Below are 17,865 nucleotides of genomic sequence, written 5' to 3' on the forward strand. Positions count from 1 at the left end.
GCTGCCATGCCCAGCCTCTTCACGTATCCGAATCCGCGGGAGTTGGGAAATGACCACCACCATCAGTGACGATCTCGTTGTGTCGGGCGCACTCAGTGCGGCCAACATCCTGTTCGGCTCTGTGCTCATGAGCCCGCAGACCAACACGGCCACGGCCTCTGAGGTCAAGGTCAACCACGTCGGGACCAACGAACCGGTGGTCCTTCTCACGGCTCATTCGGCTTATCCGTGGGCCCGTGTCCGTGAAGTGGGTTACCGCTTCTCGACACCGACCGGATTCACCGCCTACATCTTCCGAACCAGCGACGTGGACACCAACGTCCACTGGCTGTCCTGGCAGGAGTTCACAGGATGAAGCGCTCCGAGTACGAGGCACTGGCCGCGGAGTTCCGCTCCACCCTGGAGGCCATCTCACAGAAGCCACGGGACGAACAGGTCTGGCCGGAGTATGAGGACTGGCTGTCGATCCCCGGCACCAGCACCTGTACCACACCCACCTGTCGGGCGTTCGGCATTCCCGATCCGGTGACCTTGCACGAGAACGCCGACGGTATCTTCCGCGGTCAGTGCGGGTTGTGCCAGGAACCCATCACCCCCGTGCCTGTGTTCGAGGAGGACTGATGGCTGGCTCCGGTTCGAGTCGCAAGGCTCACGACTTCCTCCGCGTCATCAAGGGTTTCACTGAGGCCAACTCCGCCTCTGACGTGGAGAACCGTCCCATTCGCCTGGGCCGTATCGATTTCAATTACGACCCGGCAGACTTCTTGGGCGGCATCAACCCTCGTGTTCTGTTCGACGGGGAGAAGGTTGTTTCTCAGAAGCGGTACACGGTCATGTCGGGCTACTACCCGCTCCCTGGCGCCAGGGTTGTTCTTATCCCGGTGGGCACCACCTACATGATCATCGGCGCTGTGGACGCCGCTCCTCAAGATCCACAGGTGGACATCTTCACCGACAACGACACATGGGATAAGACTCCCGGCGCACGCATGGTGAGAATCCAGGTGCAGGCCGGAGGGGGCGGAGGTGGAGGAATCCTTTCCGCTACCAACTCGGGAGAAGCGGGAGCCTCGGGCGGGGGTGGCGGAGGTGGCTATGCCGAGTCGTGGCTTTCTGCCAATTCAGTGGGAACCTCCGAGACTGTCACCGTGGGTACTGGCGGAGCTGGGGGTGCAGCGGGCTCCAACAATGGGACCAACGGCGGGGACTCTTCTTTCGGCACCCTCGTGGTAGCTGGTGGAGGCGAAGGTGGGATAGCCCAGACAGCGGCTCGGAGTTCTACCGCCAACCTCGTCATCGGCGGTGGTGTGGGAGGTACCGGAACCACTGGGGATCTCCTGATCCAGGGAGACGACGGCGGCAACGGCCGCGTAGCTGGCGGCAATGTCTCGTCTGACGGCTGGGGCGGCGGATCGGTACTCGGCGGTCAACGTCGCGGCGTTGCCACTGTTGCGGGAGCCTCCGGCACTTCCGGTCGACTCTATGGAGGCGGCGGGGGCGGCGGTATTGCCGAGTCTTCCACCTCTGCATTCGCGGGTGGCAATGGCGCCGCTGGCATCGTCATCGTGACCACATACTTCTAGGGGCCTCCGTGAGCGACATGGCAAGAGAAGACGTTGAGCGGCTGGTCCGCATCGAAGCCAAGTTGGATGACCTCCTGACACGACAAACCGAGGACCGTACCGACCACGGCACGGACGTTCGCCAGCTACAGGGCGAGATCGAGACCACGGAACAGCGCGTGGGCTCACTGGAGAACTGGCGCTATGCCATCGTTGCCGCACTTCTGATGGGGGCAGGCGGGACCGTTGCCGCCGTCAACTCGGTCCCGAAGTAACCACGATTCAGCCCCCAGACCATGACAACCACTGGTCTCGGGGCTTTCTGGTGGAATCGCTCTGTGCGCTTCTCGGGCGCCCTCTCGTCTCGCGCGTCTCTCTGTGTCGGCGAGCGCTGCTCAGCGCCGTACAGGCGCTTCTAGACGCCCTAACTACGTACACACTCAGTGCGTACGAACACGCGAGAAGTACGAGCGCTGAGCTATTCCGCATTCATCACGGTGCTAATCTTCCGGCCGGTAACTTAATGTGTCACAGATCACATTCGGCAGACATCCGCACTCATTTTGGTGCGCGGAATTCAGCTCTCTACGCTTTTGGTATCACCAAATACCGAACGAGCGGGAGGCGGCTAAAATGCCGAAGGGCATGATCAACCATCACGGATGCGACCACGAACTAACCAGCTATGCCCGCACCCTGTGCCGCTTGGAGATGAGGCATGAGGAGTGCGACCATCCCATGACGGTGTGGGCGGCCAAGCTCTGCGACCGAGCCCGCGACGACCACGGCGAGTGCCAGCACGACATGACCCACGGCGAGATGAACAAGTGCCAGCGTGCGCAGGAAAAGGAATAGGGCGGAGCCGAGGAACTCCGCCCTATCTACCACACCAACCGAGGGTTCGAGGATGAGCACTCCGACGAACCGAGAGAGGATGAGCTGTGCACGACTCTACTGCACGCGCTGACGGCAAGGGAAACGACGAATTGGGGGATGGGTACGACCCGTCCGGCGACGTCCACATGATCCCGGACGACAGGAAGAAAGGCGGGTTCCTTCTCGTCTCTCGGGAGGACATCGAGGCCGCGCACGAAGCGGCATTGGAGATCGAGGCAGACTGGGCACGGGAAGAGCAAGAGTCGCTGGAATTCAACGCGAGGGTGGAGCAGTACAAGAAGGACCTTGCGTCATTCCCACCCAGCGAGGATGACATCAAGCTGGCTAATGCACTTCGCCGCGCGGGCTACCTTTCCGACACCGAGGTAGACCCTCAGGGCAGGGGGGTGGTGCTATGGCCGCCGCCAGCATTCGAGATCGAGGCCGCAGCGGCAGCGCACTCCCGTGACCGGATGGGCGGTGACGGCTCGGATGAGGATGAGCCTGCCAAGTTGGGTGTGGGACAGTTCGCGGACGACCCGAGCCGGTACCTGTTCTACAAGGGGCGGGATAACTCGGTGTTCGGCCCGTGGGACTCCGGTAAGACATGGCTACTCATTGCCGTGGCCGCTGAGTTCGTGCGCCAGGGTCAGCACGTGGTGTTCCTCAACTTCGAGCAGAACACCGTGGCCGACCTCAAGGGCCGGATGCGCAAGGTGGGCGTTACCAAGGCGTGGGTGGAAGCGTTCTTCCACGTCTACGACCACCCCGACGAGGCGCCCGAGGTTAGCGAGCCGGTGGCTCTCGTCGTCCTGGATGCTCTGAACCCGGCGATTAACCACGTGGGCAAAAACACCAACGATTCCGCCGGTCCGAACCTCGTCTATCGCACGTACCTCCGTCCGCTGCGTGACGCTAATCCACAGATGACCTCGGTCATCCTGGATCACCCGAACAAGGACAACGACAAGAGCGAGGGCGGCACAGGCCGGAAGGGTGAGATCACCCAGGCGGTTAAGTACCGGATGGCCAACACCGAGCGGTCTCGCGTCGGCACGCGCGGATACTCGACTCTGTTCCTGGTCAAGGACAACACGGGAGAGGTCGACGCGGAAAAGGGTGACCCGGTCGCCTATGTGGTGCGTGACAGCTCCCAGGATCGGGACGCCATCACCGTTCAGATCCTCTCGCAGGAGCCGAACAAGAAGGGCGAGACCGCTACGGAGGGAAATGAGCGGCGCAGCGTCCGCGAGATCGCCGAGTCCGTTCTCAGGCTCCAGGGCCCTCTTACTGATCAACAGTGGATCAGCCTAACCAAGGAAGAGGTAAGGGCCGCCTATCCCGGCTGGGACGATAGGCAGGTGAGCAAGAACGCCGGGCAGGGCCGTTACGAGACTCGGCAGAATGACAAGGCCCAGAAGAACGACGACGGTCTATGGGAGTACGCGCCCTAAAGCCACACGGTGCGCAGCCGCAGAACGGCGATTACTGTGCTGCGCACAGTCGTAAAGGCTAGTGAGGGGCAAGGAGCGTCAAATGTTCGAGGGTGACGAGAAACTGTGGGAAGCATGGCTGAGGCTGACGGAGGGAACGGGTCTGACCATCTCGCAGCGTGGGCGTGCATTCCTGAGTCTCATGGCGTGCGTGGACGACCGCTATAAGTCGGTGGCACCGAAGGCTGCCCGGCGTCAGGTCGTGGCAGTCTGACGCACCACACCGCTGTGCGCGGTGATGTACCGAACCAACTGGTCCTCGGCTCTTGTGAGTTCGAGGGCCGTTTGGTGGCTGGAGCTCTGAGCGCTTGTCTGGCGAGCCGAAAGAACACGCGTGAGCGTGTCTGTGCTCTCGCACTGCTGGCGCTCCTGAGAGCTTGTCAGAGCGTCCTAACGGTGCAGTGAGAGTGAGAGACGCGCTCTCGTGTGCGCACGTCGTGAGCGATGTTCGCCGGCATAGAGATGATCTTGGGCTGTTGGTCGTCGTGCTCCGTCTCGCGCGACAGGGGTTGGGTGTCCTACTCGTGCGCGTGAGCGCGTATTCCGCACGCGCGTGCGCGCACATGAACCTTTATTGATCTTGATAGCTCTGTCTCTGCGTCTGAGTGTGTCTCTTTCAGAGACACTCACGCAGACAGCATCAGAAACAAGCTCTGACGCATCTGATCTGCGGAAATGACCGTCAGACGCTCTCTGACGCTCTGACGTTCTGATGCACTCTCTGACGCCAGGAAGGATCAGAGCGAGCGTCAGAAGAGGTCTTTCTGACGCACTTCTGACGCATCCAGCGCGGGACGTCTCTGATGCACTCTCTGACGCTCTGATGATCTTGAGGCGGGAGCGTGACGAGAGCGTGCGCGGGAACGTGCGAGATGGAGTCGAGAGCACGACACGGGGTGTGTGGTACAGGTCACATGACCAATTGGCGATCATGGGACCTCCAGGTCAGAGAGTTACGTGCGTGGGCCACTTATCAGGGGTGACACTTCGAGCGGACACGGAGAGTGACGGATGCGAGTTGCCGTGAGCGTGGCTGTGGCGGGACTCTTCTGGTGTCGCCGACAGAGGGTCGGTCGACAGGCGGGAATGACTCGCCGAGGAGGGACGAACCATGGCTCAGAAGCTGGCTGATGACCGTATGTGGGAGACCGGCGAGACGCCGTTCTCGGCCTGCAAGTGGGACGAGTGGATGAAGGGCGGGACCTGGCTCGCCCGGCAGGGTGACGACTTCTTCTGTGACGTGGAGGTGTTCATGGCCGAGCTGGACCACCGCGCAGATATGGCGGGCATGGACGCGGAAGCGATCGGCGAGGAAGGCACCGTGTACTTCCGGTTCCACGACCCGGCCGACATGGGAAAGGCGAAGGGTCGCGGGAAGGCGCTGGACTTCTCGAAGGCCGCTGCCTGACGCGCTCTCGGTTGGGTGTGGAACAGGGGTCAGGCATGAGCCCGGAAGCCCTGGTTGGGCGCGTACGCGAGTGGGTCAGGAAGCATCCCCCCGAGAGGGTCTGAGCAGAGGCCACCGAGCCAGGAAAGCGCTCGATGCTGGGTGCATATCTGGCGGCCAGTTCAGAGCGGCCGTGCCGTCCGCTGGGTAAGTCGTCGTGCAGCCGTGATCGCCTTGACCCAAGACGTTTCCCCAGCTCAGACTAGGTGTTGTCACGGAGCGTAGGCGTACTGACTGCAAAGCGAGGTACGTGGGTTCGATTCCCGCCACGGCCTCCACCTGCCTGGCCAGGCAGCACGAAAGGGCGGCACCCCGAAAGGGGCGCCGCCCTTTCGGGGTTCCGTCTCAGTCGGCCGTCCGCTCTGCGGCGGCCTTCCGGCCTGCCGGTCAGCCCACTTCCGGCAGGGCTTCCCGGATCCCCTCCTCGTCCGCCTTTCGCCGCGCCCGACGCGCGTTCTCCGCGCGGACCGTGTCGAGCCAGCGCCACAGGCCGATCTCGTCCAACTTCAGGCCCGGGCAGGCGATGTGGTGGGGGATTCGGCAGACCGCGCCTGGTTCGGGCTCGTCCTCCCGGCTGTTCCATCCGACGCCGTGGGAGTCGACGTACCACCGGTGCCAGGCCGGCACCATGTGGGCCGGCGCGTACAGGTCGGGCTCCAGGAGGACGTGGGCGTCGTAGTACGTGGGGCGCCGGTCACCGGTGAGCCCGCAGTCGGGGCAGACGGGCGGGGCTGGGGGCTCGGGGCCCGTGGCGCCTTCCAGCGCGGCCTGGGCGCGGTCGACGTTCTCCCACGGTCGCGGTGTGTCCGGCGGTGGCTGGCGATGCCCGTCCGCGCCCGGCAACGGGACGATGCTCGGCTTGTCCGTGTCCCCCATCGCTCCAGCGTCCGCACGCCCCTCGGGCACAGGGAGGGCGCAATCAGGGCGCATCGGGGCACGACGGACGTGAACGTGACAGACGCGTCGCCCATGGACGCTAACCCGCGGAGCAGAGTCCGTCGTTGGGGCAGAACATCACCCATGTGTAGTTGTAGCCGGTTCGTATCGTCACAGGGTTCGGTGTGGGGCCGTCGTCGATGAAGGACCCGGTGTCGGGCGTGGCGGTGAAGGTCACCGTCGTGCCGACCTCGAAGGTGGCGGTGCAGGTGCCCGTGGGGGACGGCTGCGGATCGTTGCTCGCGTAGGGGTTCCACGCGGACAGCTGAGCGGTGGACTGGGCCTGGGCCGGGCCGACGCAGACGATCGTCAGAGCTCGGCGCAGGCCTCGTTGCGCAGGCGTTCCACCCAGCAACCCGTCGCCGTTCCCTCGTGGTTCTCGCGGTGGAGGCGCCAGAGGGTGAAGGCGAGGGTGGAGAGGTCGGCGTCGAGGGGGCAGAGGGTGGACTCCGGTTCGCTCCAGTTGAGGATCGCACCCGTGGTGCCGTCGACGACGACGCTGCTGCCCTCGACGAAGTGGCCGAGGCGGATCAAGTGGGCCGCTCCGGAGGGGAGTCGGCCGGCGGCGAACGCGTCGGCGCGGTCGTGCGCGTAGTACTCGGCGAGGGTCGGCAGCGGGAATTCCGTGTCGAGGTGGAAGAAGCCGTGGTCCTCGGGCAGGCCCATGTCCCGCAGGAAGCGGCGGGTCGGCTCGTGGGTGAGCGTGGCCGGGAAGTCGAAGTCCTCGAAGCGCCACACCCTGCTGCGGCCGAACTCCTCGTCCAGCAGCCGGGCCGGCAGGTCGAGCGCCAGCCCCGAGCGGGTGACCGGTCCCCCGGTCAGCACCGCCAGGTCGTCGATGCGCGTCGGATCGCGCAGGTCGTTCAGGTCCGTCAGGCCCATAGTCCCCATCGTCATCGTGCTCATGGCGCCCCCCGGCACATGGTCGCAGCGTGCATCCCCCAGCGGGACCCCCACACCGCCGAGCGGTCGTCGTCCCCACTTCCGAGAACCATACGCCGCCCCACTGACAACGCCCGCCGTACGCGCGAACACGCACTTCAGGGGCTGTGCCGGAGGCGGGCCGCAGTCGCCTCCCCCGGCCCTGCGCCCCCGGCCCTACGCCCCCGTCACCACCGCCGCCTGCGGGCGGATCGGCAGGCGGTTCACGGGACGTCCCGTGGCCGCCCGTACCGCCGCCGCGATGGCCGCCGGGGAGGTGACCACCGGCACCGCGCTGGCCGCCTTCGCGCCGAAGGGGGCGACGACGTCCCGTTCCTCCACCAGCTTGACGAGCCGGATGTCGGGGGCGTCGAGGGCGGTGGGCAGGGCGTAGCCGGTCAGGTCGGGGTGGCGGACCAGGCCCCGGGGGGTGCGCAGGTTCTCGGTCAGCGCGATGCCCACGCCCTGGGTGACGCCCGCCTCGATCCGCGCGGTGAGCTGGTCCGGGTTGAGGATCCGGCCCACGTCCTGGGCGACGGCCAGTTCCACGACCCGTACGGAGCCGAGTTCGATGTCGACGTCCACGACCGCGCGGATCGCGCAGAACGCCAGGCCCACGAACGCGTCTCCCTGGCCGGCCTCGTCCAGCGGCTCGGTCGGGTGCGGGCGGCACTGGGCCGTGGCCCAGAGTTCCTTGCCGTCCATCGCCTCGGCGACCGTGGTCGACAGCACACCGTCGTACGACGTGATCTTGCCGTCGGTGATCTGGAGCAGCTCGGTGGACATGCCGAACTTGTGGGCCAGGGGCTGGAGGAGCTGGGTGCGGACCATCTTCGCCGCGCGCTCCACCGCGCCGCCGGAGACCCAGGTGTGGCGGCCCCGGCAGCTGGGTCCCGCCGGAGGCTGGTCGGTGTCGACCTGCGCGATGTGGACCTCGTCGATGCCGAGGGTCTCCTGGACGATCTGCCGGGCGAGGGTGGAGAAGCCCTGGCCAGTGTCGACGGCCGCGCACAGGACGGTGGCGATGCCGTCGTGGACCTTCACGGTGGCCGTGGAGACCTCGTCCGCGCCCTCGGCGCCGAGCATGTGGACCATGCCGAGGCCGTAGCCGACGCCCCGCCGGACCGCGCCCGGCTCGCCCGCGCCCTCGGGGCCGCCCGGGAGCAGCCACTCGTCCTCGGGGGTGTCCTTGGGCAGCGCCGGGAGCGGGAACTCCTGGACGGCCTGGAGGAGTTCGGCGACGGGCGCCGGGCAGGTCACGGACTGGCCCGTCGGCAGCACGTCGCCCGTGGACATCACGTTGCGCATCCGCAGCTCGGCCGGGTCGATGCCCAGCTTCTTCGCGAGCTTGTCCATCTGCGCCTCGTAGGCGGCGCAGACCTGCATGGCGCCCTCGCCGCGCACATGGCCGGACGGCGGGTTGTTGGTGCGGACCGCCCAGCCCTCGATGAAGGCGTTGGGGATGACGTAGGGGCCGCAGGCGAACGAGACGGCCGCGGCCAGCGCCTCCGCGGAGGTGTCGGCGTACGCGCCCGCGTCGAGCAGGATCTGCGCCTCGACCTTGACCAGCTTGCCCTCGGCGTCCGCGTGGTGGCGGTAGCGCAGGAGGGTGGGGTGGCGGTGGGCGTGGCCGAGGAAGGACTCCTCGCGGGTGGCCGTCAGCTTGACCGGGCAGCCGGTCTTCAGGGCGAGCAGGCCCAGCGGGAGCTGGAAGCCCTGGTCCTCGCGGTCGGCGGTGGCGCCGGGGACACCGGTGACGACGATCTTGACGCGGTCGGGGGCCAGGCCGTAGCAGGCGGCGGCCGCGTCGCGGTCGGTGTGCGGGTCGGTGGAGGCGACGTACAGCTCGACGCCGCCGTCGGGGCGGGGCACGGCGAGGCCGGCCTCGGCGCCGATGGGGGCGGGGTCCGCGCGGCCGATGCGGTACTGGCCCTCGACGACGATCTCGCCGGCCGCGTTCGGGTCGCCGTGGCGCAGCGGGATGTGGCGGATGAGGTTGCCGTCGGGGTGCAGGGGTTCGGCCTCGAAGGCCTGCTCCGGGTCGATCACCGGGTCGAGCACCTCGTACTCGACGATGACGGCGGCGGCGGCCATCCGCGCGGTGTCGGGGTGGTCGGCGGCGACGGCCGCGATGGGCTCGCCGTGGTGGCGGACGACCTCGGAGGCGAACAGGGGCCGGTCGGCCTTGCCGCGGCCGTGCAGGGCGACGCCGGGGACGTCCTCGTGCGTGATGACGGCCCGTACGCCGGGCATCTCGCGCGCGTGGGACGTGTCGATGGACACGATGCGCGCGTGCGGGTGCGGCGAGCGGAGCACGGCGGCCCACAGCAGGCCCTCGGCCCACAGGTCGGCCGCGTACGGGAAGGTGCCCTCCGACTTGGCCCGGGAGTCGGCCGACGGCAGGGACACGCCCAGGCCGTGCGGCAGCTGCTCGGGAGTGGGCGCTGCCTCGCCGGGGCCCGTGGGCGCCGCGAGGACGGTTTCGTTGCTCACGCCTGGCCTCCGTCCTGGCCGAACGACCGGCCCTGACCGCCGTACGAGTCGTCCTGGCCGCCGAAGGACTGGCCCTGGCCGCCGTACGTGTCTCCCTGCCCGGCGAAGGACTGCCCCTGACCGCCGTAGGTGTCGCCCGGACCGCCGAACGACTGGTCCTGACCGCCGAAGGATTGCCCCTGGCCGCCGAACGTCTGGTCCTGACCGCCGAGCGACTGGTCCTGCCCATCGAAGGACTGGCCCTGACCGCCGTACGACTGGTCCTGACCGAACGTCTGGTCCTGGCCGCCGAAGGACTGCCCCTGGCCGCCGTACGAGTCGTCCGGGCCGGTGAACGACAGCCCCTGGCCGCCGTAGGACCGGTCGGGGTCGTGCGGGGCCGGTGGGGGCGCCTGCTGGGCGTCGTACGCCGCCGGGTTGACGCCGCCCGCGCCGGGGCCCGCCTGGTGCGGGATGCGGGCCTCTTCGGTGTCCGCGGCGGCCTCGTTCTCGGCGGCCGCGTGCGCCTCGCGCTCGGCGACGACGTCACGGACGGCCGCGAGGACGCCCCGGTAGCCGGAGCAGCGGCAGAGGTTGCCGCAGAGCGCCTGGCGGGTCTCCAGGTCGGTGGGGGCGGGGTTGCCCTCCAGGAGGTCGTGCACGGTCATCGCCATGCCGGGCACGCAGAAACCGCACTGCACGGCACCGCACTTGGCGAGCGCCCGCTGCACGTCCGAGGGCTGCCCGTCGGCGGCGAGGCCCTCGACGGTGCGCACCTCGCTGCCGGCGGAGGTGACGGCGGGCACCAGGCAGGACGCCACGAGCCGGCCATCGACCTGCACGTTGCAGGCGCCGCACTCGCCCTGCGAGCAGCCGTCCTTGGCGCCGGCGAGGCCGAGGCGCTCGCGCAGCACGTAGAGCAGCGACTCGCCGATCCAGGCGTCGCTGACGGGCCGCTCGGTGCCGTTGACGCGCAGGACGTAGGAGGCGAGGGGGTGGTCGTCGTGCGGGGGCGGGGCGGGGGCGGGTTCCTCGGCCGCCGCCGGGTCGTCCCCGGCCCCGGAGGGCTCGACGGAGTCGGCGGACTCGGCGGAGTCGGCGGGCTTCCCGGCCCCGGGTGCGTCGGTGGCCGGCTCCGGCTCCCCGGTCCGCTCCGGGCCCGGGGTGTCCGGGTCGGCCGCGCCGACCGGCTCAGCGGGCTCCTGGGCGGCTTCCGGGGCCTCACCGGCGGGCTCGGGAGCCCGACCGGCGTACGCGTCCCCAGCGGCCGCGGAGGCGTCCCCGGAGGCGTCCGGGGCGCTACCCGGCGCGCTCTCCCCCGCCGCGCGGCCCTCGGCCGGGTGCTCGTCGGCCGGGTGCTCGTCGGGCCGGGCGGGGGGCGGCGGCGCGGTCCATGCCGTGCCGATCTCCTCCGTCGCCCAGGGCGCGGCAGCGCCGCCGGGGAGCGTGGCGGGCGGGGTCCCGCCCCACTGCTCGACCAGAGCCGACGTACTGAACTCACCGGATTCGTCCGGAAGATCACCACCGGCGACCGGAATCGACCACTCACCGGTCACATCGTGACCGGGAGCGGTGCCTTCCGGCGCGGCCGGCTCCTCGAAGGTCCACTGCCCGGTCGAGCCGGGGTTGTACGTGAAACCGTGCTGCGTGGGCGGCGACGGCCGCCCGGCGTTCGGGTCGTGCCACTCGGCACCCCCGGCCGGCATCGCCCAGGTGCCCGGCACGGACGGGTCGGTGCCGGCGGTGTGGGCCGTGTCACCGACCTCTCCCAGGTGGGCGGGGTTGATGGCGTTCGTCGCTATCTGCGGCGGCACATAGCCGTGGCCGGGCGCGGCCAGCGGGCTGTCGGCGGCGAGCAGCGCGTCGATGCCCCCCTCGGGGAGCTGGACGAACGTGGTGGCGCCGTCGTCGTAGTCGCCCTGCGGCAGCCGCTCCCAGCCGCCCTGGCCCCCCTGCTGCGGGGTGCCCTCTCCGTGCTGGTCGTCGGTCACGACAGTGCCCTCCCCAGTGCTCGTCGGGCCAGCGCGGCGACGGTGCGCCGCAGGTGCAGTACGGCGGGCGGAAGCGGTGCCACGGAACCGTCGACCTCGGGGGCCGGGTCCGGGATGCAGGCGGCGGCGACGTACTCGCCGAAGGCCTGGAGCGCCTCGGGCACGAGGGTGCGTTCGCCGTCCCAGTCGATCAGCTGACCGACCCACGCCTCGGCGTCCAGCGGGCGCAGCGGCATCGGCGCTATGGCCCCGACGGCGCACCGCACCCCGCGCCGGGCGGGGTCGAGGACGAGGGCGACGGAGGCGACCGCGCGGCCGGGACCGGTGCGCCCGGTGGCCTTCAGGAAGACCTGGGGGGCGTGCAGCAGCGGCACGCGCACGAAGCCGATGAGTTCACCGGGCCGCAACATCTCCATGCCCGCCAGCAGGTGCGAAACGGGCATCTCGCGCCGGGCCCCGCCCGGGCCCGCGATGATCAGCGTGGCCTCCAGGGCGGCGAGCACGGGCAGCGCGTCCCCGGTGGGGGCGGCCGTCGCGATGTTGCCGCCGAGGGTGCCGGCGTTGCGGATCTGCGGTGGCCCGGCGGCGCGCGCGGCCGCGGCGAGCGCCGGAATGAGCGCCGCGAAATCCGGGCGCCCCATACGGGCGTGCGTCAGTCCCGCCCCCAGGAGGGCATGCCCGTCCTGGTACTGCCAGCCGCGGATCTCGCTGATCCGGCCGAGGCCGACCAGCGCGGCGGGCCTGAGCTGCCCGGAGTTGACCGCGGCCATGAGGTCCGTGCCGCCCGCCACCGGAACCGCCCAGGGCATGGCGGCGAGGGCCGCCACGGCCTCGTCCAGCGAGCCGGGCAGGGTCACGGCCTGCGCCGCCTGCGGTGCGTGCGTGGTCAAACCGGCTGCCCCTTCCCGCTGCCCCACCTGGTCCCCGCCTGTGTTGCCGTACGGTACGTGCTGACAGGGCGGACGTGGCAACTCTGGCACATTCTCGCGAGGCCCGAACGCGGGGGTCCGCTAGGAGGCATTCGCCCACCTCACCCGAGACATGGTCCGTTTTGGTGCGACATCACCCATAGGCGCGCGTTGGTACTTTCGGCCGACTCTCACACCCCTTGTCCCACTCGTTCCCCGTGCGGCCACCGTCGCAGGGCACGCGCTTTCGGTCCTACGTCCTGGCCGCCGCCTCACACGTTCGGGGGCGCCCCCTCGATCGGACGTCCGAGCACACCGGGTCGCCGTTGCCACGGACGCGGGCCCGAAGGCGGCCGATATCCGACCCCCAGGGCGTCAAGTCGCGCGTAGTGGACCGTCATCCGCCGCTCGAAGTCGCCGAAGTCACGCTCGGCGGGGGCCGGCAGCCGGCTCCAGGCCACCTCGGCGAAGGCCGCCAGGCGCGGGAACGTCTGGTAGTCCACGCGCCCCTGGTCCTCCATCACCTCGGTCCACACATTGGCCTGGGCGCCGAGCACATGCCGAGCCTCGTCGCGCGTCAACTCCGGGGGAACCGGCTCGAACCGGAAGACGTCCTCCAGGGTGCGTACGTAGCCGATGGGCACCGGCTCGTCGGGGCCGCCGTCCTGACGGTGGTCCAGATACACCTGCTGCTCGGGGCACATGACCACGTCGTGGCCGGCGCGGGCCGCCGCGACCCCGCCCGCGTACCCCCGCCAGGACGACACGGCGGCCCCCGGCGCCAGGCCGAATCCCGTCGCCGCGCCCCCGCCCTCCAGGATCTCGTCCCATCCGATCAGGCGACGCCCGCGCGCGGCCAGCCAGTTGCCGAAGTGCCGGACGAACCAGGACTGCAGCGCGTCCTCGTCCGCGAGCCCCAGCTCCCGGATCCGGGCCCGCACGGCGGCCGACTCCCGCCACTGGTCCTTGGGGCACTCGTCGCCACCGATGTGCACGAACGCCGAGAACGGGGCGGCATCGGCCGGAAACAGCTCCAGGACCTCCTCGAACACCCCCTCGTAGAAGCGCAGGGTGTGGTCGGTGGGGGCGAGCACGTTCCGGTTGACGCCCCAGGTGTCCCAGACGCCGAGGGCGGCCGTGTCGACGACATCGGTGTTGCCGAGCTCCGGGTACGCGGCGATGGCGGCCTGGCTGTGTCCCGGGACGTCGATCTCGGGGACCACGGTGATGTGCCGTTCCGCCGCGTAGGCGACGATCTCGCGGAGGTCGTCCTGGGTGTAGTGACCGCCGTGCGGCTTCTCCTCCCACAGGGGCGAGGCGCGGTGGCCGGATTTCGTACGCGCCCGCCAGGAGCCGACCTCGGTCAGCCGGGGGTACCGCTTGATCTCGATCCGCCAGCCCTGGTCGTCCGTCAGGTGCAGGTGGAGGACGTTGAGTTTGTGCGCGGCCATCAGGTCCAGATAGCGCAGGATCCCGTCCTTGGGCATGAAGTGCCGGGCGACGTCGAGCATGAGGCCGCGCCAGCGGAAGCGGGGGCCGTCCTCGACCGTGACGTACGGCACGGTCCAGGCGCGGTCCCGGTCGATCGGGGCCCTGCGGTACGCCCCGGGACCGAAAAGCTGACGCAGCGTCTGGGCGCCCCAGAAGACACCGGCCGCGCCGCCGCCCTCGATCAGGACGCCGGAGGCATCGCTGACCAGGCGGTACTCCTCGGGGCCGAGTCCGGGGTCGAGCCGGAGCCCGATGCCGTCCCCCTCCGTGTCGTCGAGCTCGCGTCCCTCGCGCAGCGGCAGGCCGGTGGCGTCCCGCAGGACGGTGCCGAGCCAGTGGCCGACGCCCTCGGTCCCGTCGCAGGCGTGGAGCCGGGAGCGCGCCGTCAGCCGTACCTCGCCGGTGGTGGCGTCGACGGCGCGGGGCGCCGGAATCAGTTCGGGGTTCCGCACATCAGTCCTTGACCGCGCCGCCCAGTCCGGAGACCAGCCGCCGCTGTACGAGTACGAAGAAGACGAGCACCGGGACGGTCATCACCGTGGACGCCGCCATGACACCGCCCCAGTCCGGATCCTCCGGCTTGTAGAAGACCAGGAGGGCCATCGGCAGGGTCGACTGGGAGGTGTCGCTGATGATGAACGACTTGGCGAACAGGAAGTCGTTCCAGGCCGAGATGAAGGAGAAGACGCTGGTGGCCACCAATCCCGGGAAGACGAGCGGGAAAAGGATCTGCCAGAGAAAGCGGGAACGGCTCGCCCCGTCGAGGTAGGCCGCCTCCTCCAGCGCCTCGGGTACGGCCTTCACGAAGCCCCTCAGCATCCAGATCGCGAACGGCAGCGAGAAGGCGATGTGCGGCAGGATCAGCGCGCCCAGGGTGTTGAGTTGGCCGAGGTCCCGCAGCTGGAAGAAGAGCGGGATGGTCAGCGCCTCCACCGGAACCATCTGGGCCACCAGGAACATGATCAGCAGGGTGGTCCGGAATCGGAAGCGGAATCGGGTGACCGCCGTCGCGGCGAGAAACGCGATGAGCGCGGAGGCGACGACCACCGCGCAGGCGACGACGAGGCTGTTGGCGAAGTAGCGGCCGAATTCCTGCTGCCCGAAGACACGGCGGAAGGAATCCAGGGTCGGCGCGAGGGTCCACGGCCGGGGCTCGGACGACTCGATCTCCCCCGCCGGCTTGAAGGCGCTCAACACCATCCAGTAGAGGGGGAACGCCACGACGGCCGCGATGACCAGGGCGGAAGCCTCCGCAGCGAGCCGCCAGGGCCGCCTTACGAAACCCGGTGAATTCACAGCTCCTCCCCCTGTCTGCGCAGCAGTCGCAAATACACCAGGGTGATCACGAGCAGAATCACCAGCATCACCACGCCGATCGCCGAACCGAGGCTGTACTGCGAGGACGCGAAGGCCTTCTGATAGGCGTACACGTTCAGGACGAGGTTCTGGCCCGCGATTCCGCCGCCGCCCGTCATCACATAGATCTGGGTGAAGACCTTGAAGTCCCAGATGATCGACTGAATGGTGACGACGACGAGGATCGGACGGAGCATCGGCGCGAGGACCGACCGCCAGATCCGCCACTGCGAGGCGCCGTCCAGAGCGGCGGCCTCCAGCACCTCGGAGGGCACGGAACGGATACCGGCGTAGACGGTCACCATCACGAACGGGAAGGAACACCAGACCACTTCGAGCAGGACGAGGAAGAAGGCGCTGTAACGCCCGTACGTCCAGGAGTGATCGCCCAGTCCCAGGATCCGGTTGACCGGCCCGAAGTCCGGGTCGAACAGCAGCAGCCAGACCGTGGAGCCGGTGATCGCCGGGGTCGCCCACGCGCCGAGCGCGGCCAGCATCAACGCGAGCCGGGGCACGGCCCGTACTCGTGTCAGCAGCACGGCGAGCGCGCACCCGACGGCGAGTGTGGACACCACACACGCCGCCGCGAACACGACCGTGGCCAGCAGCACCCGCCAGAACTCGGCGTCCCCGAACAACTCGGCGTAGTTCCCGACCCCCTGGAAAGTAGCCGGTTCCCCACCACTGACCTGCGCCTGCGTGTACTCGAAGAGCGATATCAGCCCAAGCTGATAGATGGGATAGAGAAGCAACCCACCGAGGACGACAAGAGCAGGGGCGAGATAAAGCCATGGAGCCCACCCACCCCCGCCCCGATAGGGGCGCGGGGAACTGCGCGACAAACCACGACGCACCCGAGGCCGCCCACGCACAGCACCCCCCACCCCCCCAGGCGCCCCCCGCTCAACCAGCGGAGCCGAACGCATCGTTCATCTGCTTCGCCGCGTCCTCGGACGCCTCGGCCACGTCCTTCTTGCCGCTGACGACCTCCTGGAACATCGTCGGCAGCACCAGCGAGGCGTCGATCTGCGACCAGGCCGGCGAGACGGGCACGAACTTCGTGCCGGACGACAGCGTCTTCACGAACGGCTCGATGAACGGCTCCTCCTTCGCCGCCTCGGCCCGCACGTCCGTGTACGTCGGCAGGAAGCCCATCGCGTCGAAGAGTTCGCCCTGCGTCTCCTTGGACGCCAGCCGCTTCATCAGGTCGACCGCGAGGGTGCGGTGCGTGGTGCTCTTCAGGACGCCGACGTTGTTGCCGCCCGCGAACGCCGGGGCCACCGAACCGGACTTCACGCCCGGCAGCGGTACGACCGCGTACTTGCCCTTGACCTTGCCGGCCTCCACGGCGGCGTGGCTGAAGTCACCGCCGATCGCCATGCCCGCCTTGCCCGCGGCGAACGCGGTGACCGTGTCGTTGCCGCCCATGCTCGCGCACTTGGCGGCGGGGCAGTTGTCGTCGCCGAAGAGCGAGGTGTAGGCCTCGATGCCCTTCTGGGCGGCCGCGCTGTCGATGGTGGAGGCGTACGAGCCGCCCTTGCCCTCGGCTATCTCGCCGCCGTTGGCCCAGACGAAGGGCATGGCGCCGTAGGTGTAGGCGCCGCCGACGACGAGCCCGTACAGGTCGGGCTGGGCCGCGCGGATCCGCTTGGCGGTGGTGGCCAGTTCGTCCAGGGTCTTCGGGGGTTCGAGGCCGAGTTCCTCGAAGACGTCGGTGCGGTAGTACAGGGCGCGGACGCCCACGAAGAACGGCGCCCCGTAGACCTTTCCCTCGACGGTCACGGACGTCTTGGCGGTCGGGTCGGAGTCCTTGGCCTCGGACCAGGAGTTGAAGTCCGCGGTGACGTCGGCGAGTCCGCCGTCCTTCACATAGCCGGCGGTGTCCGTGTTGCCGTACTCGATGACATCGGGGGCGCTCTTGGGGTCGTTGAAGGCGGCCTTGATGCGCTGGGCGCGGGTCTCGACGGGGATGTACTCGACCTTCACCTTCGCGCCGTCGTGCGCCTTCTCGAAGGCGGCGACCACCTTGTCGACGACCTTCTGCTTCGGCTCGTTGCTCACCTCCTGGAAGAGCCAGACGCGGAGGGTGCCGGTCTTCTCGTCCTCCCCGGAGGAGGAGTTGTCGGAGGTCTGGGGGGCGCAGGCGGTCAGCCCGGCGAGGGCCAGTGCCGCTGCGGGCGCGGCGAGTCGGGCGGCGAGCTTCATCGAGCGAATCCTCCGGAGGGGGGAGCGGAGCGTTGCATTCTCTGCAACGGGCGTTCTGCTCTACACAACACACCGGAGGCTATGGAGTACATGAACATGACCACAAGAGGTCTCCACCACCTTGTGATCCACGGAAGCGTTCCGCGCAACGAAGCCCCGCACAAAGGACACGACAAAGCCCGGGGGCACCCGCCGCGCGGGCGCTCC

The 17,865-nt window shown here is 69.0% G+C and carries 18 protein-coding genes; 8 read left to right on the forward strand and 10 right to left on the reverse strand.

Annotated features, from left to right (window positions below; genetic code table 11):
• Positions 1–49 precede the first annotated feature (49 nt).
• The 8 genes from L3078_RS17860 to L3078_RS17895 all read left to right on the forward strand — a co-directional run bounded on the left by L3078_RS17860 (position 50) and on the right by L3078_RS17895 (position 5,339).
• Positions 50–355: a hypothetical protein gene (locus L3078_RS17860; protein ID WP_239754808.1), complete on the forward strand. Its 306-nt coding sequence runs from the start codon at positions 50–52 to the stop codon at positions 353–355.
• The gene (locus L3078_RS17865) at positions 352–621 is read left to right on the forward strand and encodes a hypothetical protein (RefSeq protein ID WP_239754809.1); all 270 of its coding nucleotides are present in this window, start codon (positions 352–354) and stop codon (positions 619–621) included. Before L3078_RS17860 ends, L3078_RS17865 begins: the two co-directional genes overlap by 4 nt.
• The gene (locus L3078_RS17870) at positions 621–1,583 is read left to right on the forward strand and encodes a glycine-rich domain-containing protein (protein ID WP_239760757.1); all 963 of its coding nucleotides are present in this window, start codon (positions 621–623) and stop codon (positions 1,581–1,583) included. Before L3078_RS17865 ends, L3078_RS17870 begins: the two co-directional genes overlap by 1 nt.
• A gap of 8 nt (positions 1,584–1,591) precedes the next feature.
• A complete protein-coding gene (locus tag L3078_RS17875; RefSeq protein WP_239754810.1) occupies positions 1,592–1,837 on the forward strand; it encodes a hypothetical protein in 246 nt (81 codons plus the stop codon).
• Between the two features lie 430 nt (positions 1,838–2,267).
• Positions 2,268–2,417, forward strand: a complete 150-nt coding sequence (locus L3078_RS17880; protein WP_239754811.1) for a hypothetical protein — start codon at positions 2,268–2,270, stop codon at positions 2,415–2,417.
• An 86-nt stretch (positions 2,418–2,503) separates the two neighbouring features.
• The gene (locus tag L3078_RS17885; RefSeq protein WP_239754812.1) at positions 2,504–3,892 is read left to right on the forward strand and encodes an AAA family ATPase; all 1,389 of its coding nucleotides are present in this window, start codon (positions 2,504–2,506) and stop codon (positions 3,890–3,892) included.
• An 82-nt stretch (positions 3,893–3,974) separates the two neighbouring features.
• Positions 3,975–4,145 (forward strand): hypothetical protein, encoded by a 171-nt coding sequence (locus L3078_RS17890; RefSeq protein ID WP_239754813.1) that lies wholly within the window; start codon positions 3,975–3,977, stop codon positions 4,143–4,145.
• 897 nt (positions 4,146–5,042) lie between these two features.
• A complete protein-coding gene (locus L3078_RS17895; RefSeq protein ID WP_239754814.1) occupies positions 5,043–5,339 on the forward strand; it encodes a hypothetical protein in 297 nt (98 codons plus the stop codon).
• A gap of 426 nt (positions 5,340–5,765) precedes the next feature.
• On the opposite strand, the gene L3078_RS17900 is transcribed toward L3078_RS17895, so the two are convergent.
• The 10 genes from L3078_RS17900 to L3078_RS17945 form a co-directional block, all read right to left on the reverse strand.
• The gene (locus tag L3078_RS17900; protein ID WP_239754815.1) at positions 5,766–6,254 is read right to left on the reverse strand and encodes a DUF6083 domain-containing protein; all 489 of its coding nucleotides are present in this window, start codon (positions 6,252–6,254) and stop codon (positions 5,766–5,768) included.
• Between the two features lie 100 nt (positions 6,255–6,354).
• Complete coding sequence (locus tag L3078_RS17905) at positions 6,355–6,669, reverse strand: hypothetical protein (protein ID WP_239754816.1); 315 nt, start codon at positions 6,667–6,669, stop codon at positions 6,355–6,357.
• Positions 6,624–7,220: an SUKH-4 family immunity protein gene (locus L3078_RS17910; RefSeq protein WP_239754817.1), complete on the reverse strand. Its 597-nt coding sequence runs from the start codon at positions 7,218–7,220 to the stop codon at positions 6,624–6,626. The genes L3078_RS17905 and L3078_RS17910 overlap by 46 nt, the downstream gene beginning before the upstream one ends.
• A gap of 192 nt (positions 7,221–7,412) precedes the next feature.
• On the reverse strand, positions 7,413–9,728 hold the full coding sequence (locus L3078_RS17915) for a xanthine dehydrogenase family protein molybdopterin-binding subunit (RefSeq protein ID WP_239754818.1): 2,316 nt from the start codon (positions 9,726–9,728) through the stop codon (positions 7,413–7,415).
• Entirely contained in the window at positions 9,725–11,698 is a 1,974-nt protein-coding gene (locus L3078_RS17920; protein WP_239754820.1) for a 2Fe-2S iron-sulfur cluster-binding protein, read from the reverse strand. Before L3078_RS17920 ends, L3078_RS17915 begins: the two co-directional genes overlap by 4 nt.
• Entirely contained in the window at positions 11,695–12,588 is an 894-nt protein-coding gene (locus L3078_RS17925; protein ID WP_184893457.1) for an FAD binding domain-containing protein, read from the reverse strand. The genes L3078_RS17920 and L3078_RS17925 overlap by 4 nt, the downstream gene beginning before the upstream one ends.
• Positions 12,589–12,878: 290 nt before the next feature.
• On the reverse strand, positions 12,879–14,549 hold the full coding sequence (locus tag L3078_RS17930; RefSeq protein ID WP_239754822.1) for a beta-N-acetylhexosaminidase: 1,671 nt from the start codon (positions 14,547–14,549) through the stop codon (positions 12,879–12,881).
• Position 14,550: 1 nt separating this feature from the next.
• Positions 14,551–15,393: a carbohydrate ABC transporter permease gene (locus tag L3078_RS17935; protein WP_239754823.1), complete on the reverse strand. Its 843-nt coding sequence runs from the start codon at positions 15,391–15,393 to the stop codon at positions 14,551–14,553.
• A complete protein-coding gene (locus L3078_RS17940) occupies positions 15,390–16,379 on the reverse strand; it encodes a carbohydrate ABC transporter permease (protein WP_239754824.1) in 990 nt (329 codons plus the stop codon). The genes L3078_RS17935 and L3078_RS17940 overlap by 4 nt, the downstream gene beginning before the upstream one ends.
• Entirely contained in the window at positions 16,357–17,658 is a 1,302-nt protein-coding gene (locus tag L3078_RS17945; RefSeq protein WP_239754825.1) for an extracellular solute-binding protein, read from the reverse strand. Before L3078_RS17945 ends, L3078_RS17940 begins: the two co-directional genes overlap by 23 nt.
• Between the last annotated feature and the right edge of the window lie 207 nt (positions 17,659–17,865).

The sequence above is a fragment of the Streptomyces deccanensis genome (assembly GCF_022385335.1).
Lineage (GTDB): Bacteria > Actinomycetota > Actinomycetes > Streptomycetales > Streptomycetaceae > Streptomyces > Streptomyces deccanensis.